Source organism: Mesorhizobium sp. M0001 (assembly GCF_040324255.1).
Classification (GTDB): Bacteria; Pseudomonadota; Alphaproteobacteria; order Rhizobiales; family Rhizobiaceae; genus Mesorhizobium.
In genome coordinates this window covers 137,481-163,027 of the sequence record NZ_JAMYVS010000009.1, presented here as the reverse complement: position 1 = coordinate 163,027, position 25,547 = coordinate 137,481, and the positions used below count along the sequence as shown (strand labels likewise).

25 protein-coding genes, 1 tRNA gene and 1 pseudogene are annotated in these 25,547 nt (G+C 64.6%); 9 read left to right on the top strand and 18 right to left on the bottom strand.

All coding sequences use genetic code 11. The features are described from left to right. Positions 1 to 54: 54 nt before the first annotated feature. The gene (locus tag NKK50_RS23535) at positions 55 to 624 is read right to left on the bottom strand and encodes an NADPH-dependent FMN reductase (protein ID WP_023745825.1); all 570 of its coding nucleotides are present in this window, start codon (positions 622 to 624) and stop codon (positions 55 to 57) included. A gap of 217 nt (positions 625 to 841) precedes the next feature. Here NKK50_RS23535 and NKK50_RS23530 point away from each other — a divergent pair, with 217 nt between their 5' ends. Continuing rightward, a complete protein-coding gene (locus NKK50_RS23530) occupies positions 842 to 2,212 on the top strand; it encodes a cytochrome P450 (RefSeq protein ID WP_023671330.1) in 1,371 nt (456 codons plus the stop codon). Between the two features lie 15 nt (positions 2,213 to 2,227). Here NKK50_RS23530 and NKK50_RS23525 read toward each other — a convergent pair whose 3' ends face one another. The 8 genes and pseudogenes from NKK50_RS23525 to NKK50_RS23490 all read right to left on the bottom strand — a co-directional run bounded on the left by NKK50_RS23525 (position 2,228) and on the right by NKK50_RS23490 (position 8,818). Next, complete coding sequence (locus NKK50_RS23525) at positions 2,228 to 3,208, bottom strand: complex I NDUFA9 subunit family protein (RefSeq protein WP_023729735.1); 981 nt, start codon at positions 3,206 to 3,208, stop codon at positions 2,228 to 2,230. 104 nt (positions 3,209 to 3,312) lie between these two features. Continuing rightward, positions 3,313 to 3,762: pseudogene (locus NKK50_RS23520) on the bottom strand (DoxX family protein). Positions 3,763 to 4,050: 288 nt separating this feature from the next. After that, on the bottom strand, positions 4,051 to 5,052 hold the full coding sequence (locus NKK50_RS23515; RefSeq protein ID WP_023745829.1) for an Ldh family oxidoreductase: 1,002 nt from the start codon (positions 5,050 to 5,052) through the stop codon (positions 4,051 to 4,053). A gap of 112 nt (positions 5,053 to 5,164) precedes the next feature. Then, on the bottom strand, positions 5,165 to 5,974 hold the full coding sequence (locus NKK50_RS23510; protein WP_023745830.1) for an ABC transporter permease: 810 nt from the start codon (positions 5,972 to 5,974) through the stop codon (positions 5,165 to 5,167). After that, positions 5,974 to 6,639, bottom strand: coding sequence for an ABC transporter permease (locus tag NKK50_RS23505; RefSeq protein ID WP_032893169.1), 666 nt, complete (start codon positions 6,637 to 6,639; stop codon positions 5,974 to 5,976). Before NKK50_RS23505 ends, NKK50_RS23510 begins: the two co-directional genes overlap by 1 nt. A 208-nt stretch (positions 6,640 to 6,847) precedes the next feature. After that, the gene (locus tag NKK50_RS23500; RefSeq protein WP_023671323.1) at positions 6,848 to 7,648 is read right to left on the bottom strand and encodes a transporter substrate-binding domain-containing protein; all 801 of its coding nucleotides are present in this window, start codon (positions 7,646 to 7,648) and stop codon (positions 6,848 to 6,850) included. A 54-nt stretch (positions 7,649 to 7,702) separates the two neighbouring features. Continuing rightward, on the bottom strand, positions 7,703 to 8,518 hold the full coding sequence (locus NKK50_RS23495; RefSeq protein ID WP_023671322.1) for an ABC transporter ATP-binding protein: 816 nt from the start codon (positions 8,516 to 8,518) through the stop codon (positions 7,703 to 7,705). Positions 8,519 to 8,662: 144 nt separating this feature from the next. Continuing rightward, positions 8,663 to 8,818, bottom strand: coding sequence for a hypothetical protein (locus tag NKK50_RS23490; RefSeq protein WP_196815015.1), 156 nt, complete (start codon positions 8,816 to 8,818; stop codon positions 8,663 to 8,665). Here NKK50_RS23490 and NKK50_RS23485 point away from each other — a divergent pair. The 4 genes from NKK50_RS23485 to NKK50_RS23470 all read left to right on the top strand — a co-directional run bounded on the left by NKK50_RS23485 (position 8,745) and on the right by NKK50_RS23470 (position 12,728). After that, complete coding sequence (locus NKK50_RS23485) at positions 8,745 to 9,617, top strand: dimethylarginine dimethylaminohydrolase family protein (RefSeq protein WP_023725952.1); 873 nt, start codon at positions 8,745 to 8,747, stop codon at positions 9,615 to 9,617. The genes NKK50_RS23490 and NKK50_RS23485 overlap by 74 nt on opposite strands. Continuing rightward, on the top strand, positions 9,587 to 10,255 hold the full coding sequence (locus NKK50_RS23480) for a TetR family transcriptional regulator C-terminal domain-containing protein (RefSeq protein ID WP_023834789.1): 669 nt from the start codon (positions 9,587 to 9,589) through the stop codon (positions 10,253 to 10,255). The genes NKK50_RS23485 and NKK50_RS23480 overlap by 31 nt, the downstream gene beginning before the upstream one ends. Then, positions 10,252 to 11,832, top strand: coding sequence for a 5-guanidino-2-oxopentanoate decarboxylase (locus NKK50_RS23475; protein WP_023834788.1), 1,581 nt, complete (start codon positions 10,252 to 10,254; stop codon positions 11,830 to 11,832). The genes NKK50_RS23480 and NKK50_RS23475 overlap by 4 nt, the downstream gene beginning before the upstream one ends. Positions 11,833 to 12,020: 188 nt before the next feature. Continuing rightward, positions 12,021 to 12,728 carry an SDR family NAD(P)-dependent oxidoreductase gene (locus tag NKK50_RS23470; protein WP_023742299.1) on the top strand — a complete coding sequence of 236 codons (708 nt, stop codon included), beginning with the start codon at positions 12,021 to 12,023 and terminating at the stop codon, positions 12,726 to 12,728. 136 nt (positions 12,729 to 12,864) lie between these two features. Here NKK50_RS23470 and NKK50_RS23465 read toward each other — a convergent pair whose 3' ends face one another. The 4 genes from NKK50_RS23465 to aroA all read right to left on the bottom strand — a co-directional run bounded on the left by NKK50_RS23465 (position 12,865) and on the right by aroA (position 18,079). Continuing rightward, positions 12,865 to 13,686: an MOSC domain-containing protein gene (locus NKK50_RS23465; RefSeq protein WP_023742298.1), complete on the bottom strand. Its 822-nt coding sequence runs from the start codon at positions 13,684 to 13,686 to the stop codon at positions 12,865 to 12,867. Between the two features lie 247 nt (positions 13,687 to 13,933). After that, on the bottom strand, positions 13,934 to 15,631 hold the full coding sequence (rpsA, locus tag NKK50_RS23460) for a 30S ribosomal protein S1 (protein ID WP_023671316.1): 1,698 nt from the start codon (positions 15,629 to 15,631) through the stop codon (positions 13,934 to 13,936). 204 nt (positions 15,632 to 15,835) lie between these two features. After that, positions 15,836 to 16,480 (bottom strand): (d)CMP kinase, encoded by a 645-nt coding sequence (gene cmk / locus NKK50_RS23455; RefSeq protein WP_023671315.1) that lies wholly within the window; start codon positions 16,478 to 16,480, stop codon positions 15,836 to 15,838. 240 nt (positions 16,481 to 16,720) lie between these two features. Further along, a complete protein-coding gene (gene aroA, locus NKK50_RS23450; protein WP_023671314.1) occupies positions 16,721 to 18,079 on the bottom strand; it encodes a 3-phosphoshikimate 1-carboxyvinyltransferase in 1,359 nt (452 codons plus the stop codon). A 206-nt stretch (positions 18,080 to 18,285) separates the two neighbouring features. Here aroA and NKK50_RS23445 point away from each other — a divergent pair, with 206 nt between their 5' ends. The 3 genes from NKK50_RS23445 to NKK50_RS23435 all read left to right on the top strand — a co-directional run bounded on the left by NKK50_RS23445 (position 18,286) and on the right by NKK50_RS23435 (position 19,419). Beyond that, a complete protein-coding gene (locus NKK50_RS23445) occupies positions 18,286 to 18,678 on the top strand; it encodes a TIGR02300 family protein (protein WP_023683538.1) in 393 nt (130 codons plus the stop codon). A gap of 173 nt (positions 18,679 to 18,851) precedes the next feature. After that, a tRNA-Ala gene (locus NKK50_RS23440) sits at positions 18,852 to 18,927 on the top strand. Positions 18,928 to 19,029: 102 nt separating this feature from the next. Then, positions 19,030 to 19,419, top strand: coding sequence for a hypothetical protein (locus NKK50_RS23435; protein WP_023683541.1), 390 nt, complete (start codon positions 19,030 to 19,032; stop codon positions 19,417 to 19,419). A 48-nt stretch (positions 19,420 to 19,467) separates the two neighbouring features. Here NKK50_RS23435 and NKK50_RS23430 read toward each other — a convergent pair whose 3' ends face one another. Genes NKK50_RS23430 through msuE form a run of 5 tightly spaced genes read right to left on the bottom strand, consistent with a single transcriptional unit; the run spans position 19,468 to position 24,160 of the window. Then, positions 19,468 to 20,232 (bottom strand): ABC transporter ATP-binding protein, encoded by a 765-nt coding sequence (locus tag NKK50_RS23430; RefSeq protein ID WP_023683542.1) that lies wholly within the window; start codon positions 20,230 to 20,232, stop codon positions 19,468 to 19,470. A gap of 24 nt (positions 20,233 to 20,256) precedes the next feature. Then, positions 20,257 to 21,255: an ABC transporter substrate-binding protein gene (locus NKK50_RS23425; protein WP_023732650.1), complete on the bottom strand. Its 999-nt coding sequence runs from the start codon at positions 21,253 to 21,255 to the stop codon at positions 20,257 to 20,259. Between the two features lie 42 nt (positions 21,256 to 21,297). Then, positions 21,298 to 22,146: an ABC transporter permease gene (locus tag NKK50_RS23420; RefSeq protein WP_023711343.1), complete on the bottom strand. Its 849-nt coding sequence runs from the start codon at positions 22,144 to 22,146 to the stop codon at positions 21,298 to 21,300. Positions 22,147 to 22,170: 24 nt separating this feature from the next. Continuing rightward, a complete protein-coding gene (locus tag NKK50_RS23415; RefSeq protein WP_023834787.1) occupies positions 22,171 to 23,547 on the bottom strand; it encodes an LLM class flavin-dependent oxidoreductase in 1,377 nt (458 codons plus the stop codon). A 55-nt stretch (positions 23,548 to 23,602) separates the two neighbouring features. Beyond that, the gene (gene msuE / locus NKK50_RS23410; RefSeq protein ID WP_023683545.1) at positions 23,603 to 24,160 is read right to left on the bottom strand and encodes an FMN reductase; all 558 of its coding nucleotides are present in this window, start codon (positions 24,158 to 24,160) and stop codon (positions 23,603 to 23,605) included. 340 nt (positions 24,161 to 24,500) lie between these two features. Here msuE and NKK50_RS23405 point away from each other — a divergent pair, with 340 nt between their 5' ends. After that, complete coding sequence (locus tag NKK50_RS23405; protein ID WP_023671305.1) at positions 24,501 to 25,520, top strand: LLM class flavin-dependent oxidoreductase; 1,020 nt, start codon at positions 24,501 to 24,503, stop codon at positions 25,518 to 25,520. Positions 25,521 to 25,547 lie beyond the last annotated feature (27 nt).

Here is a 25,547-nt window from a genome sequence, read left to right as displayed (position 1 = left end):
CACCTGCCGACCATTCCACCTCTTTATGGCATGAGCAAGCCGGGGCCGGCTGCGTTACGTAGCCCGCATCGGCTTCAGCGCCCCGCTCCAGCGCGAGAGCTCGTCCAGCATGGTCTTGGTCCCACCCTCTACCTGCTCACTAGCCTGGAAGGAGCCGTCGCTCTCCAGCAGTTTCTGATACATCGGCAGCGCGACGCCTTCCGAGATGGGCATGACGCCCACCGCGGTCAGCAGCGGCTTCAGCGCCTGCGCGGCGCGCAGGCCTCCGGAAACGCCGCCATAGCTGAAGATGGCGGCTGGCTTGTATTTCCATTCGCGCGCAAGGTAGTCGATGGCGTTGACGATCGCAGGCGCCACGAAATAATTGTACTCCGGCGCCACGAACACGAAGGCGTCGGCGGCATCAATGACCTTCGACCAGGCTTTGGTGTGGTCGTTCTGGTAATTGCCGAGCCTGGGGTGATGCGGCTCGTCCAGAACCGGCAGATGGAACGTGGCAATGTCGGTCAGCACCGGTTCGAATTTGCCGTGCTCGCGGGCAAAATCCTCCAGCCAGTGGGCGAAGACCGGCCCGGCGCGGCCCGGCCGCGTGCTGCCGATTATGATGTTCAGCTTGTGCTTCAAGCGGACTCTCCTGGGCGATTGGCAGTAGCTGTTGGTAACTGTCACCTATGGCAGAGTGTCCAACCGGACAAGCCGCAACCGTTTCACCGGCGGTCACGATCCGATGAACACACCGTCTGTCGGGCACACCGGGCGCTGCAGCGTTTCAGTTTGCCGTTCGGTCACATGGACGCCCGGATTGCCAGCCACTACATCTGAGCTATCAGCGGAGCACCTCATGGACACGCAGCCCGTCCCCTTCGTGCCGCCGGCGCCCAGGCCGCGCACGACGCCGCCTTCGACGCTGGAGATGATGCGGATCGTCTACCGCAATCCGCTCGAACTGTGGGGCGAGCACACCTACAACGAGCCCTGGATTTCGGCGAATGGCGTCGGCGGGCATCTGATCGTCGCCAACGATCCCGGCCTTATCCGCCACGTGCTGATCGACAACGCCAAGAACTACAAGATGGCGACGGTGCGCCAGATGATCCTGCGACCGATCTTGCGCGACGGGCTGTTGACCGCCGAAGGCGAGGTGTGGAAGCGCTCGCGCAAGGCGATGGCGCCGGTGTTCACGCCGCGGCATATCTTCGGCTTCGCCGAGCCGATGCTGCGCCGCACGATGCAGTTCGTCGCCCGCTATGACGAAGGCGGCATGACCGATGTCGCCCATGACATGACGCTGCTCACCTACGATATCCTGGCCGAGACGCTGTTTTCGGGCGAGATTGCGGGCGAGCCCGGCAGTTTCGCGCAGGAGATCGACCGCCTGTTCGAGACCATGGGCCGCGTCGATCCGCTCGACCTGTTGCGCGCGCCCGAATGGCTGCCGCGGCTGACCCGCATCCGCGGCCGCAAGACCATGGCCTATTTCCGCAAGATCGTCACCGATACGGTCAAGATGCGCGAGGAGCGGCTGAAGCGCGACCCCGACACCGCGCCGCAGGATTTCCTGACGCTTCTGCTGCGCGCCGAAGGCCCCGACGGGCTGACGCGGGCGGAAGTCGAGGACAACATCATCACCTTCATCGGCGCCGGCCACGAGACCACCGCGCGGGCACTGGGCTGGACGATCTACTGCCTCGCCGAAGCGCCGTGGGAGCGCGAAAAGGTCGAGCGCGAGATCGAGGCCGTGCTGGCGCGCGAACCCGACCCAACGAAATGGCTCGAGGCAATGCCGTTCACCCGCGCCGCCTTCGAGGAGGCGCTGCGGCTTTATCCGCCGGCGCCGTCGATCAACCGCGAGCCGATCGAGACGGAGACCTGGAACGATCTGGTGCTCCCCAAGCGCGCGGCCGTACTGGTGATGCCTTGGGTCGTCCACCGCCACAGAAAACTGTGGGACATGCCCGACGCCTTCATGCCCGAACGCTTCCATCCGGGAAACCGCGAGAAGATCGACCGCTTCCAGTATCTGCCGTTCGGCGCCGGTCCGCGCATCTGCATCGGCGCCAGCTTCGCCATGCAGGAGGCGATCATTGCGCTGGCCATCATGCTGTCGCGCTTCCGCTTCGATGTGACCGCCGAGACCAAGCCGTGGCCGGTGCAGAAACTGACGACACAGCCGCAAGGCGGCCTGCCGATGCAGGTGACGCGGCGCGTTTAACGGCGCAACGCCTTGTTACGCGATGCCGGCGGGCTTGCGCTGGAACTGGCCTGCGGCGCGGAAGCGCCAGAGATAGCTGGGCAGGATTGTGCCGATAGACTGCGGCTGGATGTCGAGGCCGGCAAGGTTCCGGTTGGCCTTGTTGGCCTCCTCCGACACAATGTTGGGCTGGCGCAGCAGCAGCACCTGGTCTTTGGTCAGCAACGGGTTGGGCAGCAGGCCGAGGATCGAGGCCTGCAGATTGGCCATCCACCACGGCACCGGCACCAGGAGCCGCTTGCGCTCGATGACGGTGAGCAGCTCTTCTATGCACTGCTTGAAGGTGAGCACTTGCGGCCCGCCGAGTTCATAGATCTGGCCGCCCTTGATCTTGCCCTCGACCGAACGCGCCACCGCTTCGGCGACATCGCCGACATAGACCGGCTGGAACTTGGTCTGGCCGCCGCCGATCAGCGGCAGCACCGGCGAATAGCGCGCCATGTCGGCGAAGCGGTTGAAGAAACTGTCCTCGGGTCCGAAATTGATCGACGGACGGAAGATGACGGCGTCGGCGATCGTCTCCAGGACAGCCTTTTCGCCGAGCGCCTTGGTGCGCGCATAATCGGACTCGGCGTTGAGGTCGGCGCCCAGCGCCGAAATATGGGTCAGTCCTGCGCCGACCGAGCGCGCGGCTTCGGCGACGGCGCGGGCGCCGAATTCGTGCACGGTGTTGAATTTCTGCCGGCCGCTTTCATGCGGGATGGCGACCAGATTGATGACATGGTCGGCGCCCTGCACGGCGCGGTCGACGGACCAGCGCACGCGCACATTGGCCTGCACCGGCTGGATCTGGCCGACATTGCCGAGCGGCTGCAGATGTCCCGCGAGATCGGGCCGGCGCACCGCCACCCTGATGCGGTAGCCGCGCTTGGCCAGCGCCCGCACGATGTGGCGGCCGACGAAGCCGGAGCCGCCGAAGACGACCACGAGCTTGGGGATCTGCAGGATTTCGGTCATGGCTGGCTCCGGCGCTCGAAAGCTTGGCTGAAGCCGTTTCATAGTCCGTTTTGGGCCAAAGGCAAAGGGTGACGCGTCGTCGCTGCCACCCTCTTATAGACCCTTCAGAACGCCTCGCCGATGCGCGCGTCGAACGACTGGCGGTTGCCGCCGCGGATGACGAAGAACAGCAGGATCGCCGCCCACAGCAGCGACTTTTCAGCGCCGGAAAAGCCCTGGCCGACAGTGATCCAGTGGAACCAGACGGTGACCAGCAGCACGATCATGCCGGCAAAGGCGGCGGGCCGAGTCAACAGGCCGATGGCGATCAGAATGCCGCCGAAGAATTCGGTGCAGGACAAAAGCAACGACCAGAACGCGCCGGGATAGAAGCCGAGGCCCTTCGACCATCTCGGCGCCGAAAGGGTTGGTGATCTTCTGCGAGCCGTGAATGGTGAGAAACCCGCCGGCGACGACGCGCAGAAGGGTTTCGGCGCCATCATGCAGCGACGAATACAGGCGGCCAAACACCGGAATGATCAGTCTGCCGCGGGAGCGTCGGTGGTTGCGGACATCGTAGCTCCTGTTGTTGTGATGACCTCTCGCAAACGCCCGATGGTTCCGGCAAGTCAAGTTAACACGAACGCAGAAAACCCCGCCGAAGCGGGGTTTTCCGGGTGACGCAACTGTCGGGACAGAGCGCAACGCGGCGGATAACCTGAGACGGCATACGCCCGCCCGGGCCCTAAACGCATCCGACAGAAGACACCGACCGGGCAAACCCGACCCGGCAGCTATTGGTCGTTGCGATCGGTAGAAAGGTTCAGCCAGGTCGCGTAAAAATTCGTTGTCGCAGGACTGCTTCAGCCCGAATAGCGCTCGGCGAATTCGGAAATGCGCTGCACTACGGCTTTGGAGGCATTGATGCCGCGCGCCTGCGCCTTCTCGGCCGCTTCGGCCCGCGCCCGGCCCGGCACGTGCACGCCAAAGCGCCGGCGCAGCCGGTCGAGCTGGTCCTTCATGCGCTGCTCGAAATCCGGGTCGAGCAGCTTGGGCTCGACAGCGAGCACGAACAGGCCGGTTCCGGGGCTGTCCGGTCCGCCGGAGAACCACGGCGCGTCGAGCGACCAGTTGGCGCCCGACAGGCCGGCAGCCAGGACTTCGACCATCAGCGCGATGTTGGCGCCACGCTGGCCGCCGAAGGCCAGCATGGCGCCCTTCATGGCCGCGGCCGGATCGGTGGTCGGATTGCCGCTGGCGTCCAGCGCCCAGCCTTCGGGGATCTTCTTGCCGTCCTCGGCCGCCTTGCGGATGTTGACGAAGGCGGTGGCGCTCGACGACTGGTCGATGACCAGCGGCGCGCCATCGGCGGCGGGTGCCGCAAACGACATCGGGTTGGTGCAATAGACCGGCTTGACCGAGCCCGAGCCTGCCAGCACCGCCGGCCCGTTGGTGGCGGCGAAGGAGACCAATCCCAGCTGCGCCAGACGCCCAGTGAAATAGCCTAGTGCGCCGCAGGTATAAGCGTTCTTCTGCGAGAAGATGGCGACGCCGAACAGCTTTGCCGCCTTGGCGAGGTCGTCGATGGTGCGGTCGAAGCCGGTATGGGCGAGGCCGCCACGCGCATCGGATTGATAGACGGCGAGCGCCGGCCTGGTGATCACGGGATCGGCATTGCCGTCGATGCGGCCGGCTTCCAGCGCTTCGAGGTAATCGATGAAATGGGTCAGCCCGACGGTCGAAAGCCCTTCCGCCTCGGCGGCAATGATCGAGGCGGTGAGCGACTTCGCCGCCTCCTCATTGGCGCCGGCGCCGAGCGCCGCCATCCGGCACAGCCCTGTTGCCTGGTCGAGAGAGAGTTGCATGGTGCGGACCCGATTGGTGGTGAGTGATTAGGGAGTAGTCAGTAGGGAGTAGCGAAAGCAAGCGGTTTCCCGGTCATATGCTGACTACTCACTACTGCCTACTCACTATTCCCTAGCCCACCTTGTTCGGTATGCGCGCCTCGATCTTGCTGAATGCAAACACCAGTATGCCGGTGATGATCATGTAGATCAGCGCCAAAAGCAGCAAGGGTTCGTAGGTGAGGTAGGTGTCCTGCCGGACCTTGGACGAGACTGCGAAGATGTCGATGACGCTGATCGTCGCCACCAGCGGCGTCGACTTCAGCTGCAGCACGGTTTCGCCGGTCAGCGTCGGCAGCGCCCGGTAGATGGCCTGCGGCAGCCAGATGCGGCGGAAAATCTTCCAGCGGCTCATGCCGAAAGCGCGGGCCGCCTCTAACTGCCCCTTCGGCACGCCGGCAAAGGCGCCGCGCATCACTTCGCCCTCATAGCCGGCGAAGGACAAGGTCAGCGCCAGCACTCCATAAGGCCAGGCTTGCCTCAGATACGGCCACATCCAGGATTCGCGGATCCAGGGAAATTGCGGAAACAGCGAGCCCAGCCCGTAATAGAGCAGCCATAGCTGGATCAGCAGCGGCGTGCCCCTGATGACGGTGCAGAATGTCCTGGCGGGCGCGGAAAACCAGAAAAAGCCGGCGGCCTGCGCGAGCCCGAGCGGCACGGCGAGCAGGAAGCCGAGAAAGCAGGTGACGGCCAGGATCCACAGCGACCGCCAGATGCCGAGAAGCCCCATTTCATAATATTGCGGCAGCCAGTCCCAGCGCATGAAGAAGGCGGCGCTCAGCACCAGCCCGATCGCGATCAGGATCAGCACGATGCGATGCGGCTGCAGCCACAGCGACGTCCGCGCGGCAACATTGATGATGATCGCTTCTCCGGCCATCAGCGCGCATCCTTGAGCGACGGCATACCGCGCCGCGACCAGGCCTCGAGGCGGCCGATGAGCAGGTTGGAGACCAGCGACAAGATGAGATAGAGCACGCCCGCGGCGAAAAAGAAGGTGAAATAGGCTTTGGTGACGCCCGCCGCCTGCCGCGTCGCCAGCGCCAGTTCGTAAAAGCCGACGACTGCCAGAAGGGCCGTATCCTTGGTGGCGATCAGCCACAGATTGGCGAGCCCGGGTATGGCGAAGGGCAGCATCGCCGGCAAGGTGATGCGCCGCAGCATGAGCCCGGGTGACATGCCATAGGCGCGAGCGGCTTCGATCTGGCCCTGCGGTATGGCCAGGATGGCGCCACGGATCACTTCGGTCGAATAGGCGCCCTGGACAAAGCCGAGCACGGCGATGCCTGCCGCAAGGCCGCTGACGTCGACGCGCTGGTAGCCCATTGCCGTCAGCGCCTGGTTAATCAGGTCTGTTCCGGCATAATAGAGCAGCAGGATCAGCACCAGTTCGGGCACGGCGCGCACGATGGTGGTGTAAACCGCCAGCAAGTCGCGTACGACCGGCCCGCCGTAAAGTTTGCCAAAGGCGCCACCGGTGCCGATCAGGAGACCAAGGACCGTGGCGCCGAGCGCGATCTCGATCGAATGGAGCAGCCCAAGCAACAGCGTGCCGCCCCAGCCCGGCGGATTGGGCGAGAGAAGTTCTATGATGCCGGCCGCCGAGGCCGAAAGAAGTGCGTCGATCAGCGTCGCCCCCGGATTGCTGGCTTCAACCACCGCCGACGGCAGCGTCGGTGGCAGCATGTCTGGGAAAGGTCGGGCAGGAGGGGCATGGCGTTGGCGCCGTGCCCCTCAGCTCATGCGAGGATCGTCAGTTCGACTGCGCGCCGCCACCACCGTAAATGTCGAAATCGAAGTATTTCTTCGATATCTCGTCATATTTGCCGTTCGAGCGGATCGCCTTGATGCCGGCGTTGATCTTGGCCTTAAGGTCGGTGTCTTCCTTGCGCACGCCGGCGCCCACGCCCGGTCCGAGCACTTCATCGTCCGGAGCCACCATGCCCTTCAGATCGCAGCAGGCCTTGCCCTGGTCCGACTTCAGGAATGCGTCGAGCGCGATCGAATCCGCCTGGACGGCGTCGAGGCGGCCTGCGGCCAGATCGTTGTTGGCTTCGTCCTGGGTCTGGTATTCCTTGATCTCGGCGGCCGTGGGGCCGAAATGCTTCTTGGCATAGGCCGAATGGGTGGTCGACACCTGCACGCCGAGCACTTTGCCCTTGAGATCGTCCGGCGTGGCGCCGAATTTCTGGTCCTTCGGGCCGATGATGGCGGTCGGCGTGTTGTAGTACTTATCCGAGAAGTCGATGGTCTTCTCGCGTTCGGCGGTGATCGACATCGAACTGGCGATGACGTCGATCTTCTTGGTCGTCAGCGCCGGGATGATGCCGTCCCAGGCGACAGGCGTGATGACGCAGTCGAGCTTCTCCTCGGCGCAGACGGCGTCGATGAACTCGATTTCCCAGCCAACCCATTTGCCGGAAGCGTCCGGCGAGGTGAAGGGCGGATAGGGCTCGGCGGCGACACCGATCTTGACCGGATCGGCCTTGGCCACGCCCATGGCGGCAACGCCGAGCAGCAGCGCTGCGGCGAATGTTTTCAGAACAGTCTTCATGTCACGACTCCCAGTTTGTTGTTGGTTCCCGGTTTTCTTCCGTCCCGGCTTGTCCTAGCCGATGTTGCGGATGAACTGCTTCAGCCTTTCGGATTTCGGTGCGCCGAATATCTGCTCCGGCGGCCCCTCTTCCTCGACCAGCCCGTTGCAGAGGTAGACGACATGGGTCGCGACCTCGCGGGCGAATTTCATTTCATGCGTGACCAGCACCATGGTGCGGCCCTCGCGCGCCAGGTCGCCGATCACCTTCAGCACCTCGCCGACCAGCTCCGGGTCGAGCGCCGAGGTCGGCTCGTCGAACAGCATGACGCGCGGGTTGATGGCCAGGGCGCGAGCGATCGCCGCGCGCTGCTGCTGGCCGCCCGAGAGATAGGCCGGATAGACGTCGCGCTTTTCGGCCAGGCCGACGCGCGCCAAAAGCTTTTCGGCTTCCCTGATCGCCACGTCGCGCCTGACGCCCAGAACATGCACCGGAACCTCGATGACGTTCTCGATCAGCGTCATGTGGCTCCACAGGTTGAAGTTCTGGAACACCATGCCGAGCTTGGCGCGGATGCGTTCGATCTGCCGGCGGTCGGCGGGCACGGTGTGGCCGTGGCTGTCGGCCTTGAGTTTGATCTCCTCGCCATTGACGCGGATGATGCCGCTGGTCGGGTTTTCCAGGCAGTTGATGCAGCGCAGCAGCGTCGACTTGCCGGAACCCGAGCCGCCGATAATGGCGATCACCTCGCCGTCGCGCGCCGACAGCGAAACGCCTTTCAGCACATGCAGATGGCCGAATTTCTTGTGCAGGTTCTCGACATGGATGGCTTCGGCGGCGCCGTCCTGCGCCTTGCCGGATTGGACTGCGGCGGTTCCCGCCGCGCTCACCGGGGAACCTCTGCCACAGGGTCCACGGCAGATCGTCGAACGTCTATCCGGCTAATCAACATACGCTGTAATGCCCACTCCAGACTTCAGCATGGACCCAACAGCGCGAGCCCGTCAATCCCGCTCATTACGGCACTTGCGGCCTTATTGTGCAAGTGTATAAATAGCCTCCGATGAAAATTTTTCCATTTTTTTCACCTTGAACACGGCATTGAAAAGGGCACTGATGAGCGCTTTCGGATCACAATCCATGGCGGCGCCGTTGCGGCGCGTGCTGATGCGGTCGGCGGCCAATGCCATGCGCGGTGCCGACCGGGCTACCTGGCACTATGGCCCGGGTTTCGACCCGGCGAAAGCGGCGGCGCAGCACGCGGCTCTCGCTGAGCTGGTGACGGCGTCCGGCGCCGAAATCGAATGGATCGATGACAAGGCCGACGGGCTGTCGGATTCCGTATTCACCCACGACCCGTCGCTGATGACCGACCGCGGCGCGCTGATCCTGTCCATGGGCAAGCCATTGCGCGCCCGGGAGCCATCGCTGCATGAGGAAACCTACACACGCCTGGGTATTCCCATCCTCGGCCGCGTCCAGGCTCCCGGCCAGGTCGAAGGCGGCGATTGCGTATGGCTGGATGCCAGCACGCTGGTGATCGGGCGCGGGGTGCGCTCCAACCAGGAAGGCATACAGCAGGTTTCCAACCTGCTGACGCCGCTCGGCATTTCCGTCTACGGCTTCGATCTGCCGCTGTGGCAGGGCGAGGAGGCGTGCCTGCATCTGATGTCGGTGATCAGCCCGCTGGCCGACGACCTGGCCCTGGTCTATTCACCGCTTTTGCCGGCGCCGTTCTATCAGTTGCTGAAGGCGCGCGGCATCCGGCTGGTGGAAGGCGACGCCGAAGAGTTTGCCGCGTCCAACGGCCTCAGCCTGAACGTGCTGCCGACCAGCCCGCACAAGGTCATTGCCGTCGCCGGCTTTCCCAAGACCAAGGCCGCGATGGAAGCCGCCGGCTGCACGGTTCAAATCTTCGAGGCGGATGCCCTCTGCATCGCCTGCGAAGGTGGGCCGACATGCCTGACGCGGCCCATCCTGCGGCAATGAATGAGCGCCGCAAGTTCCGCCGCGAGGGCGAGGAGCGGCGGCGGCAGGATTTGATCGACGCGACCCTGGACAGCGTGGCCGAACATGGGCTGGAGGGCGCCAGCCTGCGCACCATCGCACTGCGCGCCGGCGTCACCGCGGGGCTGATCCGGCACTATTTCCCCGGCAAGGAAGACTTGCTGCAGGAAGCGTACGCGGCGGTGATGGGCCGTATGACCGAGCAGGCGAAGGCAGCATTGCTCATGGAAGACGCCGCGCCGCGCCAGCGCCTTGCGGCCTTCGTTACCGCCAACCTCAACGCCCCGATCATCGATGCACGCGTGTTTTCGCTCTGGGCAACCTTCATCGGCCGCGCCGGCGCGGATCCGAGCCTGGCTCGCGCCCACCGCGAAGGCTATCTTGGCTTTCGCAACGAGGTGGAAGCAGTCGTTGCTGAAGTGCTCGGCGCCGAGCAGCGCAGGCCAAACGCAAATGAACTGCGCCGCCATGCCATTGCCATCAACGCGATCATCGACGGGCTCTGGATCGAAGGCTGTATGGCCGCAGAGATGTTCTCGCCTGGCGAATTGGCGGCGATCGGCGTCAAAGCCATAGAGGCCGAGCTCGGCCTCGCACCGCAAAAGGGAGAGAAGCCATGACCACCATCGGCGAAGCGCTGATCACGCTGCTCGAAGCGCATGGCGTCGACACCGTTTTCGGCATTCCTGGCGTCCACACTGTCGAGCTTTACCGCGGGCTGGCGCGTTCAAAGATACGCCATGTCACGCCGCGTCACGAACAGGGCGCCGGCTTCATGGCCGACGGCTATGCCCGTGCCAGCGGCCGGCCGGGCGTTGCCTTTGTCATCACCGGACCGGGGCTGACCAACACCATCACCGCAATGGGCCAGGCGCGCGCCGATTCGGTGCCGATGCTGGTGATTTCGGGCGTCAACGCGATGCCGACGCTGGGAAAGGGGCTGGGCTTCCTGCACGAACTGCCGGACCAGCGCGGCATGATGGAGAAGGTGGCGCTGTTTTCGCAGCGTGTCACCGAGGCCAGCGAATTGCCTGGCGCTTTGGCGCGGGCCTTCGCGCTGTTTTCGTCGTCGCGGCCGGGCCCCGTCCATATCGAGATCCCGACCGACGTCATGGTCAAACCGGCCGACGGCATCGCTGCTTCGCTCACCAATGCAGCGCCGCCGGCGCCGGATGGCGCAGCCATTGCCGAGGCAGCCAAACTGATCGCAGCCGCGCGCCGGCCGCTGATCCTTGCCGGTGGCGGCGCCAAGCGCGCCGAACAGCCACTGCAGCGCCTGGCCGAGCGGCTCGGCGCACCTGTCGTCCAGACCGCCAATGCGCGCGGTCTGCTGCACGCGCATCCGCTTTGCGTGCCGGCCAGCCCCAGCCTGAAGGCGGTGCGTGCGCTGATGGCAGACGCCGATCTGGTCATCGCCGCCGGCACCGAATTCGGCCCGACCGACTATGACGGTTACAGCGACGGCGGCTTCGTGCTGCCCGCCAATCTGATCCGCATCGATATCGGCGCCGACCAGCTCGCCCGCCGCCCGGTGAGCGTCGGCATCCAGGCCGATTGCGCGGAGGCGCTTGGTGCACTGCTAGGCGCGCTCCACCCTGATCATGCCGCAGCGAAGGACGGCGAGAGCCGCGCAGCCGCGTCGAGGAAGGCGGCCTTTGCCGAGCTCAGCCCGGCCTATGCCGCGCAGGTGCGTGCGGTGGAAACCATCCGCGACGCACTGCCGGGCGCCATCATCGTCGGCGATTCCACGCAGCCGATCTACGCCGCCAATCTCTATTACGACCATGACCGGCCAGGCGGCTGGTTCAACGCCGCCACCGGTTTCGGCGCGCTCGGCTACGGGCCGCCGGCGGCGATCGGCGCAGCGCTCGCCACGCCCGGCGTGCCGGTGGTTTGCCTCACCGGCGACGGCGGCTTTCAGTTCACCTTGCCGGAGCTGGGCGCGGCGCTCGATGCACCCGCACCGGTCATCTTCGTCGTCTGGAACAACAGAGGCTATCGCGAGATCGAAACGTCGATGCTCGATGTCGGCGTCGAGCCGGTCGGCGTGTCCCCGGCGCCGCCGGATTTCTGCAAGCTGGCCGATGCCTACGGCATATCAGCCGAACGGCTTGCCGGTACTGCCGGTCTCGCCGATGCGCTCAAACGCGCACGCGCAACGGGCATGCCTCACGTCATCGAAATCACCATCGACTGACGCCTGGCCGCGCGCCGTACGTCCATGCGCGGGGGTCGGAAGGGGCGGTCGGCGGCTTCGAGCGATGCAAAGACGCAACAACTGCCATGTCGAGATGTCGGTTGAGTGATCGTGCAAAAGGCGCGACGCTCTGCGTCGGGTCGGCACGACAAGCGACATAATCATAAGAAACGACAGGAGCGTCCAGGATGACGGAAACAGTTCAGGGCAAGCATATCGTGGTGACCGGTGGCACCGGGGCGCTGGGTGCCGCGGTCGTCGGCAAATTGCTGGCGGACGGCGCGATCTGCCATGTGCCCAATGCCCACGCGTCGGCCCCCACGCATTTCCCCTTCGCGGCCCATGATCGCGTCCGGCTGGCGCACAATGTCGATCTCGCCGATCCTGCCAAGGTCGATGCCTTCTATGACAGCGTTCCCGAATTGTGGGCCTCCATCCATCTGGCCGGCGGCTTTGCCATGGCCCCCGTCGAGAAAATCGAATCCGCATCCTTTGCCGAAATGATGGACACCAACGCCCGCACCGCCTTTCTGTGCTGCCGCGCGGCAGTGCGCTCCATGTTGGGCTCGAACACAGCGGGCCGCATCGTCAATGTCACGGCACGCGCCGGGCTCGACCCGCGCCGAGGCGCCGGCATGGTCGCCTATACCGCGAGCAAAGCGGCAGTGGCGGCGATGACCGTGGCGATGGCGGAAGAGCTGAAGCACAAAGGCATACTGGTCAACGCGGTGGCGCCCTCGACGCTCGATACGCCGGCCAACCGCGCCGACATGCCGGATGCCGATTTCGGCAAATGGGTCAGCCTCGAAGCCGCCGCCGAGGCAATCGCCTATCTGGCATCACCGGCCAATCTGGCAATGAGCGGAACGCTGGCGCCACTTTACGGCCGCGCCTGAAGTTCCGCCGCGCAGGCGACTCATTTGGTTTGGCTTCCGATGGCGGCCTTTGCCGACCTCGCCTGAGTCTACAGCGGAGGTTGGCCATTCAATCATGGCGTCCGCCGACGCCTCCACGGCATTAGAAGGCCTGCGACTACGTCAGGTTCGAGACGCCCGCTTCCACGACCTCGACTGCGTCGCCGATGGCGATCGCGCCGGCGTTGTTGGGAATCGCATTCTGGCCGAAGATGATGCCGCCCTTGGCGGAGCAGTGGAGTTTGCCAAGCGTCTGCAACGGCTCGCGCGGGTCCGGCTGCTCGCCGCTCAACGGATCTCGGGTGGTGATGACGCAGCGCGAGCAGGGCTTTGCGATCCGCAACTCCACCGTGCCGATGCGGATCGTCTTCCAGCTGTCTTCAGGCCATGCGCCTTCTGCGTCGACGACGATGTTTGGCCGGAACCGCGCCATCTCGATGGGCCTGGCAAGATGGCTGTTCAGATGGTTCAGCGAGCCTGTCGTGGCGATCAGCAGCGGAAAACCGTCGGCAAAGCCGACGAAATCGCCGGGCTGGCCGAATTCCGCATCGACCGGCCGGTTTTGCGGATCGTCGAAATAGACGAGATCGACAGGCCGGCCAAGAATAGCCGAGAGATAGGCGCCGGCGGCCGGATCGCCCGGCCGCGCGGCAGCCATATCCTTCCAGATCTTGACTTGCCGGAGCGCGGTGCCGGGAGCCGGAGCCTCGACGAAGTGCGAGCCATGCCTGTCATGTTTCAACAGGATGCCCGTTCCGCGATGCTCGACGTCGATCGTCGTCATATCAGGTATCTGGCGAATGGTGAGGAACTGCCCATCCTTGTCGACGACCATCCAGCGGCGGTCGCCTTCCATGCCCATTGTCTCGATGTCGGCGCTCGGCACGGCATGGCCGCGCAGGCTCTTGACCGGATAGCGATAGAGTTCGACGACCTTCATCGCGCATGCTTCTCCGTTGCCCGAAGGGCCGGACTTCCGTGTTTACGTCTGCAACGACGGCCGAGCCTACAACCGCGCGTGTGGAATTGAAGGGGTTGCACAGTCTTAGTCTAGTGCCAATCGCGCAGCCGAGCATGAAAAACCCGCGAGCCTTGCGGCCCGCGGGTTTTCTTGTTCAGGCTGCGCGCGAGGCGCAGCCGAGGCTTACGCTTGCGCGAAGCGGCTTACGCGCTGCGCGCAAAGCGGCTTAGCTGCCCTGCTTCTTCAGCGCGGCGCCAAGGATGTCGCCCAGCGAAGCGCCGGAGTCGGTAGAGCCGTACTGTGCGACGGCTTCCTTCTCTTCGGCGATTTCCAGCGCCTTGATCGAGACCTGCAGCTTGCGGGTCTTCTTGTCGAAGGCGATGACGCGGGCGTCCAGCTTCTGGCCGACCGAGAAGCGCTCGGGGCGCTGCTCGTCACGGTCACGGCTGAGGTCGTTGCGCTTGATGAAGGTCTCTATGCCGCTGTCGACCAGCCGCACTTCCAGGCCGCCATCCTTGATGCCGGTGACTTCGCAGGTGACGACCGCGTTCTTGCGCAGTTCGCCTGAAGTCGCCGCTTCGCCGACCGTATCCTTGGCCAGCTGCTTGATGCCGAGCGAGATGCGCTCCTTGTCGATGTCGACGTCGAGCACCTGCGCCTTGACCATGTCGCCGCGATTGTACTCTTCGATGACCTGCTCGCCCGGACGGGTCCAGTCGAGGTCCGAGAGGTGCACCATGCCGTCCACGTCGCCTTCAAGGCCGATGAACAGGCCGAACTCGGTCTTGTTCTTGACCTCGCCCTCGACCTGGCTGCCGACCGGATGGCTCGCGGCAAAAGCCTGCCACGGATTCTCGAGCGTCTGCTTGAGGCCGAGCGAGATGCGGCGCTTGGCCGGATCGACCTCGAGCACGACCACGTCGACTTCCTGCGTCGTCGACAGGATCTTGCCGGGGTGCACGTTCTTCTTGGTCCACGACATTTCCGAAACGTGGATGAGGCCTTCGATGCCCGGCTCCAGCTCGACGAACGCGCCGTAGTCGGTGATGTTGGTGACGGTACCCTTGATCTTCTTGCCGATCGGGAACTTGGTGCCGATCTCGGACCACGGATCGCTCTCGAGCTGCTTCATGCCGAGCGAGATGCGGTGGGTTTCCTGGTTGATGCGGATGATCTGCACCTTGACCGTCTGACCGATGTTGAGGATCTCGGTCGGGTGGTTGACGCGGCGCCATGCCATGTCGGTGACATGCAGCAGGCCATCGATGCCGCCGAGGTCGACGAACGCACCGTAATCGGTGATGTTCTTGACGACGCCTTCGACAACCTGGCCTTCTTCGAGGTTCTGCACGATTTCCGAACGCTGTTCGGCGCGGCTTTCCTCGAGCACGGTGCGGCGCGACACCACGATGTTGCCGCGGCGGCGATCCATCTTGAGGATCTCGAAGGGCTGCGGGTTGTGCATCAGCGGAGAGACATCGCGGATCGGGCGGATATCGACCTGGCTGCGCGGCAGGAAGGCCACGGCGCCGTCGAGGTCGACGGTGAAGCCGCCCTTGACCTGGTTGAAGATGACGCCTTCGACGCGCTCACCCTTGGTGAACTTCTCTTCGAGCTTGACCCAGCTCTCTTCGCGGCGGGCCTTGTCGCGCGACAGGACGGCTTCGCCCAGCGCGTTTTCGATGCGCTCGACCATGACCTCGACCGTGTCGCCGACCTTGAGCGTCGAGTCCTTGCCCTTGACGCCGAATTCCTTCAGCGGCACGCGGCCTTCGACCTTGAGGCCGACATCGATGATGGCCATGTCTTTTTCGATCGCCAGGATCGTGCCCTTGACGACCTGACCTTCGCCGGAGTGACCGGTGGTAAATGATTCTTCGAGCAGGCTCGCGAAATCGTCGCGAGTGGGATTTGCAGCTGACATATTTTCTCCTGGAGTGCCCCGCATCTGAAGCGGGACGGGCGCCGTGGGTTAGCGTTGCGTTGGCCTGCCGGCGTTCCGGGCTACAAAAGCCCTGGGCCGCCTAAGCGGCAATTCCGGCGCATGAAGAATGCTGGCAGGCTGGTTCGTGCCCGATATGGGTATTTTCTTCGCTTCCGGCAATCGGTGGAGCGGGAAAACCCTGGATCAGGCTTTGTCTCTCTTGGCCAGGGCGTCGTCGATGATCGCTTTGGCCGCCAGAAACGCGGCCTCTATAGCCATTTCGGAGGTATCAAGCAAGTGCGCGTCCGCCGCCGGCTTCAGCGGCGAGTCGGCGCGGCCCATGTCGCGCTCGTCGCGGCGCACAATATCGGCAAGAATTTCGGCGAAATCGGCGGTGCCGCCGATGCTTTCGATCTCGGCCAGCCGGCGCTGCGCCCGCACTTCGGCGCTCGCCGTCACATAGAGCTTTATGTCGGCGTCAGGGCACACAACCGTGCCGATGTCGCGCCCGTCGAGCACCGCGCCTGGCGGTGTCCTGGCGAAATCGCGCTGCTTTTCGACCAGGATGCGCCGGACGGTAGGGTAAATCGCGACCTTCGAGGCCGCCTCGCCAACCGCATGCGCCGACAGCACCGCACGGTCGAGCTTTGCCAGATCGACCTGGCGTGCGGCGGTTTCGGCTGCTGAGACATTGTCGAGTGGCAGCGCGTGCCGGATCAACGCATAGGCGACGGCGCGGTAGGTGAGGCCGGTGTCGAGCAGGTTGAGGCGGTAGTGGTCGGCCAGCCGTCGGGCCAGCGTGCCTTTGCCGGCGCCGGCGGGACCGTCGATGGCGATGGTGAAGGTCATTGGCGGGCCAACACGAAAGACAGACGCCGCGATCCTTCGCGCCCCCCTCTGTCCTGCCGGACATCTCCCCCTCCAGAGGGGAGATCAGAAGCTTCTGCGCCCCACTCTTTCCTGCAATTTCGAAAACTGGCGAAAGCCGCTGTGACGGCCGATCTCCCCCCTTGAGGGGGAGATGTCCGGCAGGACAGAGGGGGGCGCTGTCCCGCCGACATCTCTGCTTGCTTTGCGCTTGGCATCAACCTACCCGATCTCCGCACCGAGCCCCGTCATCAGACCCATGAACTCCGGGAAACTCGTCGCGATCATGGCGGCGTCGTCGATGGTCACCGGCTTTTCCGTTGCCAGCCCCATTACCAGGAAGCTCATGGCGATACGATGGTCGAGATGCGTCTGCACCGTCGTGTCCTGGCCATTGGGATGGCCGCCCAGCCCCTTGCCGCCGGGCTTTCCGCGCACCGCGAGCGAAGCTTCGCCTTCGGCGCAGTCGACGCCGTTGAGCTTCAGCCCATTGGCAACCGCTGCCAGTCGGTCGGATTCCTTCACCCGCAGCTCTTCCAGCCCCTGCATCAACGTCTCGCCCTCGGCGAAGCTTGCGGCAACCGCCAGCACCGGATATTCGTCGATCATCGACGGGGCCCGCTCGGGCGGCACGGTGACGCCCTTGAGCTCGGAGTAGCGCACGCGCAGATCGGCAACATCCTCGCCGCCGGCATTGCGCGGGTTCAAGATGTCGATCTGGCCGCCCATTTCCTGCAACGTTAGAAGCAGGCCGGTGCGGGTGGGGTTCATCAGCACGTTCTCGATGACGATGTCCGAACCCGGCACGATCAGTGCCGCGACCAGCGGGAAGCCGGCCGAGGAGGGGTCGCCGGGCACGGCGATGGTCTGCCCCGTCAATTTGCCCTGGCCCTCGATGAAGATGTGGCGCACGCCGCGCTCGTCGGTCTCGACCGAGAGATTGGCGCCAAATCCCCTAAGCATCTTTTCGGTATGATCGCGCGTCATCACCGGTTCGATCACGGTGGTGATGCCGGGCGTGTTGAGGCCTGCCAGCAGCACGGCCGACTTCACCTGCGCCGAGGCCATCGGCACGCGGTAGGTAATGGGTGCGGCGTGTTTCGGCCCATGCAGCGTGATCGGCATGCGGTCGCCCGGCGTCGCCTTCAGCACCTGCACGCCCATCTGGCGCAAGGGTTCGAGCACGCGGCCCATCGGCCGTCCCGACAGCGATGCGTCGCCGATGAAGGTCGTTTCCATGTCGTAAGTGCCGACGAGGCCCATTGTGAGGCGGGAGCCGGTACCGGCATTGCCGAAATCGAGCGGGCCTTCCGGCTGCAGCAGCGCGCCATTGCCGGTGCCGCGGATCACCCACTCGGCGCCGCGCTTCTCGATATGCGCGCCCATCGCCTTCATGGCGGCCGCCGTGCGCATCACATCCTCGCCTTCGAGCAGGCCGGTGACGCGGGTTTCGCCGGAGGCAAGGCCGCCGAACATCATGGAACGGTGCGAAATCGACTTGTCGCCCGGCACGCGAGCGGTGCCGGAAAGGGCGGATGATTTGCGGGCGGTGGCCGGCTTGGCAGCGGCGGCGTGAGACATGGAATTTCCCTGGACGGAATGCCGGCGCGCCGGCGCTTTTCATTTGTTGCGGCGGTCTCGTATCACGGCGGGCACGAATGGTCATCCCCATGGTCGTCGCTTGGCGCGAGGCCTTTCAGTGCTTGGTTTTGTGACGCCGGCTTTTCGCTTTGACAGCGCGGTAAACTGTGGTTAAGGGGACCACTCTTTTACTGACGAGGCTTGACGTGGCAAAAAACGAACTTGGCACAAAGCGTGTCGACCCTGAAACGGGCCGAAAATTCTACGACCTGAACAAGGACCCTATCGTCTCGCCCTATACGGGCAAGACGTATCCGCGTTCCTATTTCGAGGACGGCAAGATCGCCGCACTCGAAGAGGAAGAGGAAGTGGCCGAGAAGGAAGTGGACGCCGAGGAAGAAGAAGGCGTTGAAGTCGTCTCGCTTGAAGAGGCCGACGAAGACGTCAAGGCCGGCGACGAGCTTCCCGACCTGGGCGACGACGAGGACGATGTCGATCTAGGCGACGATGAGGACGATACTTTCCTTGCCGACGAAGAGGAAGAAGACGACGACGTCGCCGACATGATCGGCGTCGGCGACGACGACGACGAAGTCTAGGAACGCTTCGAACGCATGCATTTAGCGGCGTTGACGGGCTATGACGAAAAAGCGGCCCTCGAAGGCTTGATCTTCAGGGAAGGCGGGGTTAGAAGCCGCCTGCACTAAACGGCGCGGTCCTGAAACCCGCGCCGGACCTCTCGCCGGCAACGGCGACGGCTGACTGCCGGAGTGGGGCCATAGCTCAGTTGGGAGAGCGCTTGAATGGCATTCAAGAGGTCGTCGGTTCGATCCCGATTGGCTCCACCAAACAGTCTTTTTCCGACGCTCGGTTTCGCGGCATTCGTGCTTGTCGCCTGCCAGTCGGCGCCTGAACCATCATCGCCGCCGCCAACGCCCGCACCTCAGCCCATGGCGCCTGCCGCGATCTCTGCTCCTGATGGTGCGGCGGTCCTCGATCCATCCGTGCGGGTTATGCCGCCCGGCGAAGGCGTCCCGGCCAAGTATGTCGCGTTTTCCGGCATATGGGGCGGACAGCTGGACGGGATGTATGACGGCAAGCTCGCCGTGCTGACGATTACGCGCGGCGGCAATGTCACCGCCACCTATGCCTGGGGCGATGTCGCCGACAACAAACCGGGCGTGGCCGACGGCGAAGGCAAGATTTTCGGCAACACGTTGAAACTGCGGCGCCTTCCCAATGGCGCGGACGTCAGCGCGGTCATTCAGGCGGACGGAACGCTGGCCGTCACCTATGGGCTTGCCGACCGAACCTATACGGGCACGTTCACCAAGCAATAATTGCGAGAGCTAATCTTCCGGGGGAGCCACGGCTGGCCCCTTCCCCGATCAGTGCAGGCCGAATTCGCGCAGCAGTTCTTCGCGATAGCGCACGAAGCGGCTCTCGCTGCGCTCGCGCGGGCGTGGCAGGTCGATGTCGATCAACCGCGCCGCGCCGCCTTTCTCCTTGGGCAGGATCAGCACCCGGTCGGCAAGATAGATCGCCTCCTCCAGATCGTGGGTGACCATCACCATGGTGACGTTCTCCTCGCTCCAGATGCGCGCCAGTTCCTCCTGCATGCCGATCTTGGTCATGGCGTCCAGCGCCCCCAGCGGCTCGTCGAGCAGAAGGATCTCGGGCTGCACGGTGAGCGCCCGGGCGATGCCGACGCGCTGCGCCATGCCGCCGGAAAGCTGGCTCGGAAAAGCATCGGCGAATTCGGCAAGGCCGACCAGGGCGACGTAGAAGCGGGCGCGTTCCTCGGCCTGCCTCTTGGGAACACCGCGCACTTCGAGGCCGAACGCGACATTGCCGAGCACGCTCAGCCACGGCAGCAGCCGCGGCTCCTGGAAGATCACGGCACGCTCGGCGCCGACGCCATGCACCGGCTGGCCGTCGATCGCGACACCGCCGCTGTCGGCCGCCTCCAGCCCGGCCAGAATACGCAGCAGCGTGGTCTTGCCGGAGCCGCTGGCGCCGACAATGACCAGGCATTCCCCCGAACGAATGTCGAGGTTGAGCGTCCGCAGCACGGCAAGCTGGCGCCCGCCGAGGCTGAAGGATTTGGACAGGTCGCGGATCGAGACCTCCCCGCCGCGGTTGGAACCGGTCATCTCATCTCTCAGCTATTTCAGAGCTCAGTTGATCTTGGTTTCGCCGGGCCGGTACAGAATGTCGGCGGCTTTCAGCTTGCCCTTGGCCAGACGGCCGTCGCGCTCCAGCACGGCGACCCAGAAGTCGATGTCGCGGTCGGTCGCCTGCGCACCTTCGCGCAGACCAAAGCCGGTCCAGTAGCGGGCGAGATCGCCGTTTTCACCGCGCTTGTCGAGGATAGTGGCCAGCACCTTGCGGGCTTCGTCCGGGTTCTGGCGCGACCAGTCCGAGGCGCGCGCCGACTGTTCGACGAAGTTGCGCGCCGCATCCGGGTTGGCGGCAATGAAGTCGCGCCTGAGTACGACGAAGCCGCCGGCGAGCTCGCCGAGCACCTGCGTGTCGTCGAACACGCCGCGCACGCCGCCATTGGCGACCAGCGCGCCGGCAAAGGTCGCCTGCCAGTAGCCGAGGCCGGCAATGTCGACCTGGCGCGAGCGCAGCGTCTGCTCAAGCTGCGGGCCGGGCACGACAATGAGGTTGGCGGCGGTCGGCGGCAGGCCGACGCTGTGCAGGGCCTCACGCACCGTATAGTCGAGATGAGCGCCGAGCGTGTTGACCGAGATGGTCTTGCCGGCAATGTCGGCGATCGATTTGATCGGGCTGTCTTCCAGCACGTAGAAGACGCTCTTCACATCCTTGTTGATGCCGTTGCTCGGATACGCCGCGACGAAGTCGTTGCCGCCCGAGATTGAGTTGATCACCGCCGCGGTGGCGGCCGAGCCGATGTCGACGCTGCCGGAAGACAGCGCAAACAGCGATTCCGGTCCACCCGAGGAATAGCCGACATTCTCCAGCTCGACGCCGAGCCCTTTGAAGTAGCCAAGCTCGTCGGCCAGCTCGTGCGGGGAGATGCTGCCACGGCTGGCGAGGTAGCGGAACTTGACGGCTGCGGCTTGCGCAAAGGCCATGCGCGGCAGGCCGGCGGCGATGAGGCCGGCGGCAAGCGGCGCGCCGGCAAGCAGCGAACGGCGGGTGATTTTCATGATCGGGTCCTTCCTGGAGGTAAACGGTGAGGGGCGGACTGCTCAGTTGACAGGATTGCTCCAGCGACAGAGCCGCCGCTGCAGGGTGACCAATGCCTGGTTGGCGATCAGGCCAAGCCCGGCGAGGATGACGATTGCCGCAAACATCAGCGGGATCTGGAAATTGTACTGCGCGTTCATCACCTGGAAGCCGATGCCCTTGTTGGCACCGATCATCTCGGACGCGATCAGCAGCAGCAGCGCGGTGGTGGCGCTCAGCCGCAAGCCGACGAAGATCGACGGCACGGCGCCCGGCAGTACGACGCGGCGAAACACGGTGAGCCGGCTCGCACCATAGACGCGCGCCATTTCAAGCAGCTTGGGATCGACTTCCTTGACGCCGCTGGTGGTATTGAGCAGCAGCGGAAACAGCGTCGCCCAGAAGATGACGAAGATCTTCGAGGTCTCGCCAAGTCCCAAGAGCAGGATGAACACCGGGTAGAGCGCCAGTGCAGAGGTCTGCCGGAACACCTGCAGGATCGGATCGAGCGCGGTTTCGACCGGGCGCACCTGGCCCATGAACAGGCCGAGCGGAATGGCAACGGCTACAGCCGCCGCAAAGGCGATGCCGGCGCGTTGCAGGCTGATGGCGATGTCGCCGAGCAGGCTGCCGCCGGCAAGCCCCTTCCAGAGTGCGACGACGATCATGTCGATCGGCGGCAGCACCGCCGCGTTGACCCAGCCGACGCTGCTCGCCACCTGCCAGAGCGCCAGGAAGCCGGCAAGCACGCCGTAGCGCTTCAGGAAGCGAACAGCCGCCTTGCTGCCGAGGTTCAGGAAGTCGGTGCCGAGCCCAGTTTCGCCACCACTGCGGCGAACCGTGATCTGCCGATCGATGTGCTGCAGCGTCATTGCTTCACCCCTTCGATGCCAAGGTCATTCGGCGGCAAGGACGGTCGAGCGGGCGACGGTCCATGGATTTTCCGGGCGCCTGAGGCCGAGATTCTCGCGCAGCGTGCGGCCTTCGTAAGCCGTGCGGAACAGGCCGCGCCGCTGCAGCTCGGGAATGACCAGGTCGACGAAATCGTCGAGCGCGCCGGGCAGCCAGGGCGGCAGGATGTTGAAGCCGTCGGCCGCCTCGCTGGTGAACCATTCCTCCAGCTGATCGGCGACCTGCGTGACGCTGCCGACGATGGTGTAGTGGCCGCGCGCCGTCGCTACCCATTGGTAAAGCTGGCGGATGCTGAAATTGTGCTCGTCGGCAATCTGCCGGATCAGCGCCTGGCGGCTTTTCATGCCTTCGGTTTCCTTGCTCGGCGGCAACGGGCCGTCGAGCGGATAGCCCCTGATGTCGAGCGTCTGGCCGGCCAGCCCGTTGAGCAGGGCGACACCGTCCTCGGGCAGGATAAGGTCGTTAAGCTGTTGGTATTTGGCACGGGCCTCGTCCTCGGTGCGGCCGACGAAGGGCGCGACGCCCGGCATGATCAGCACCTGGTCGGGATCGCGGCCGACTTCAGCCACGCGCGCCTTGATGTCGCGGTAGAATTCCTGCGCCGTCTCGAGCTTCTGATGGGCGGTGAAGATGACCTCGGCCGAGTGCGCGGCAAGCCCACGGCCGTCTTCCGACTGCCCCGCTTGTACGACAACCGGATGTCCTTGCACCGGGCGCGGCACGTTGAGCGGACCCTTGACGTTGAAATGCTCGCCCTTGTGGTCGATGTCGTGCAATCTGTCCTTGTCGTAGAAACGGCCCGACTGCTTGTCGCGGATGAAGGCGTCATCCTCCCAGCTGTCCCACAGCGCCTTGACCGTCTCGACATGCTCATGCGCCCTGGCATAGCGCTCGGCATGGCTGGGCTGGACGTCGCGGTTGAAATTGCGTGCCGTTTCGTCGCCGGCCGAGGTCACCACGTTCCAGCCGGCGCGGCCGTTCGACAACAGGTCGAGCGAAGCGAATTTGCGCGCCAGCGTGTAAGGCTCCTCATAAGTGGTGGACGCCGTTGCGATGAAGCCGAGATGCGTCGTCAGCGGCGCCAGCGCCGCAAACAGCGTCACCGGCTCGAAGCCGGCGATCTTGGCGTTGCCGCCCTCGCGGGCGCCGAGGCCGACGGTCAGGTTGTCGGCCAGGAAATAGGCGTCGAACAGGCCGCGCTCGGCGGTCAGCGCCAGTTGCTTGTGGAACTCGAAATTGGTGGCGCCGTCGGCCGGCGCATCGGGATGACGCCAGGCGGCGATATGCTGCCCGCCGCCGGGCAGGAAAGCGCCGAGCTTGATCTGCCGCGGCCTGCTATCGGACTTGCTGGCTCGAGTCATTGCAGGCGTCCTTCTGGTCTATGCGGGATGGAATATTGCGTCGCGGATCGTGGTTTCAGGCGGCAAGGACGACGCTGTAGGGCACGCCGGCCACCCGGCATGCTTCGGCGACCGCCTGCCGGGCTCGCGCCTTGACTGCCTCTGACACCAGCACGCCATCTGCAAAGTCCTTGTCCGAGGCGTAGATCGCGGTCGGCAGGGTCTGCGCCTCGAAGAAGCCGAACAACGGCCGCAACTGGTGTTCGACGACAAGCGAATGACGCTCGCCGCCGCCTGTTGCCGCCAGGATGATCGGCTTGCCGCGCAGCGACGACGGGTCGAGCAGGTCGAAGAAGTGCTTGAACAGCCCGGTGTAGCTGCCCTTGAAGGTCGGGGAGCCGACCACCAGCACGTCGGCGCCGAGCAGCTGCTCGATAATACCGCGCGCCGCCGGATCGAGATCGCCAAGCTGTCTTGCAGGCGCAAAGGACGGGCCGAGATCCTCGATGTCGAAAACGCTCAAAGCCGAGCCGGCCCGGCTCGCCACCTCACCGGCGATGTGGCTGACGAATGCCTTCGTCTTGGACGGACGGGTCAGGTTGCCGGACAACCCCACCACCAGCTTTTTTGACATCCGAGGCTCCTTCTCGCAAACGCACTATCCGCATTAAGCCTACCGATTTTGTAGAATTAAATGAGCGAGAAGATTTCAAAACCGGGCTCTGAAGCGAATGGAGTTTGCGGTACATCGCCTTTGGTTGGTTCATTTGGCCCCAAAAGCGCCGCGGCAGATGCTGACGCGGTCGCGCAAGGCATCGCCGGGGACCATGGCCTTGGTCCTTTGCGCACCGATGGGTATCGTCGCGAAACCGTCAAGGGCCGGCGGCATTGACACTGCGTTGTGTGAGTGTCGATTGAACCCGATCGCGTGGGCGACGAAGTAGGCAACTGGAATCAAAGAACAGGATGCGCGCATGAAGAAGATCGGCCTTCTTTCTTTCGGCCATTGGTCGCCCTCGTCGCAATCGCAGACGCGCTCGGCTTCCGACGCGCTGCTGCAGTCGATCGACCTGGCCGTCGCCGCCGAGGAGCTGGGCGCGGACGGCGCCTATTTCCGCGTCCATCATTTTGCCCGCCAGCTCGCTTCGCCATTTCCGCTTCTGGCCGCGGTCGGCGCCCGCACCAGCCGCATCGAGATCGGCACCGCCGTCATCGACATGCGCTATGAGAATCCGCTGTATATGGCCGAGGATGCGGGTGCTGCCGACCTGATCGCCGGTGGCCGGCTGCAGCTTGGCATCAGCCGCGGTTCGCCGGAGCAGGTGATCGACGGCTGGCGCTACTTCGGCTACGTGCCGCAGGACGGCAAAAGCGATGCCGACATGGCGCGCAACCATGCCGAGGTGTTCCTGGACGTGCTGCGCGGCGAAGGTTTCGCGCAACCCAATCCGCGGCCGATGTTCCCCAATCCTCCGGGAATGCTGCGGCTCGAGCCGTTCTCGGCCGGCCTGCGCGACCGGATCTGGTGGGGCGCCGCTACCAACGCCACCGCCGAATGGGCGGGCAAGCTCGGCATGAACCTGCAAAGTTCAACGCTGAAGTTCGATGAGAGCGGCCAGCCGCTCCACATCCAGCAGGCCGAACAGATCCGCGCTTATCGCGCGGCGTGGAAGGAGGCCGGCCATGCGCGCGAGCCGCGCGTGTCGGTCAGCCGCAGCATCTTTGCGCTAGTGAACGACCGCGACCGCGCCTATTTCGGCGGCGGCAGCAGCGAAGATCATTTCGGCTATATCGAGCCTGAGAAGCTTGCCGTCTTCGGCCGCTCCTATGCCGCGGAGCCCGATGTGCTGATCGATCAGCTGAAAGAGGACGAAGCGATCGCCGAGGCCGACACGCTGCTTCTGACCGTCCCCAACCAGCTCGGCGTCGAGTACAACGCCCACGTCATCGAGGCGATCCTGAAGCACGTCGCGCCGGCTCTCGGCTGGCGCTGACAAGAGGCGCCAGCCGCCGGGGAAACA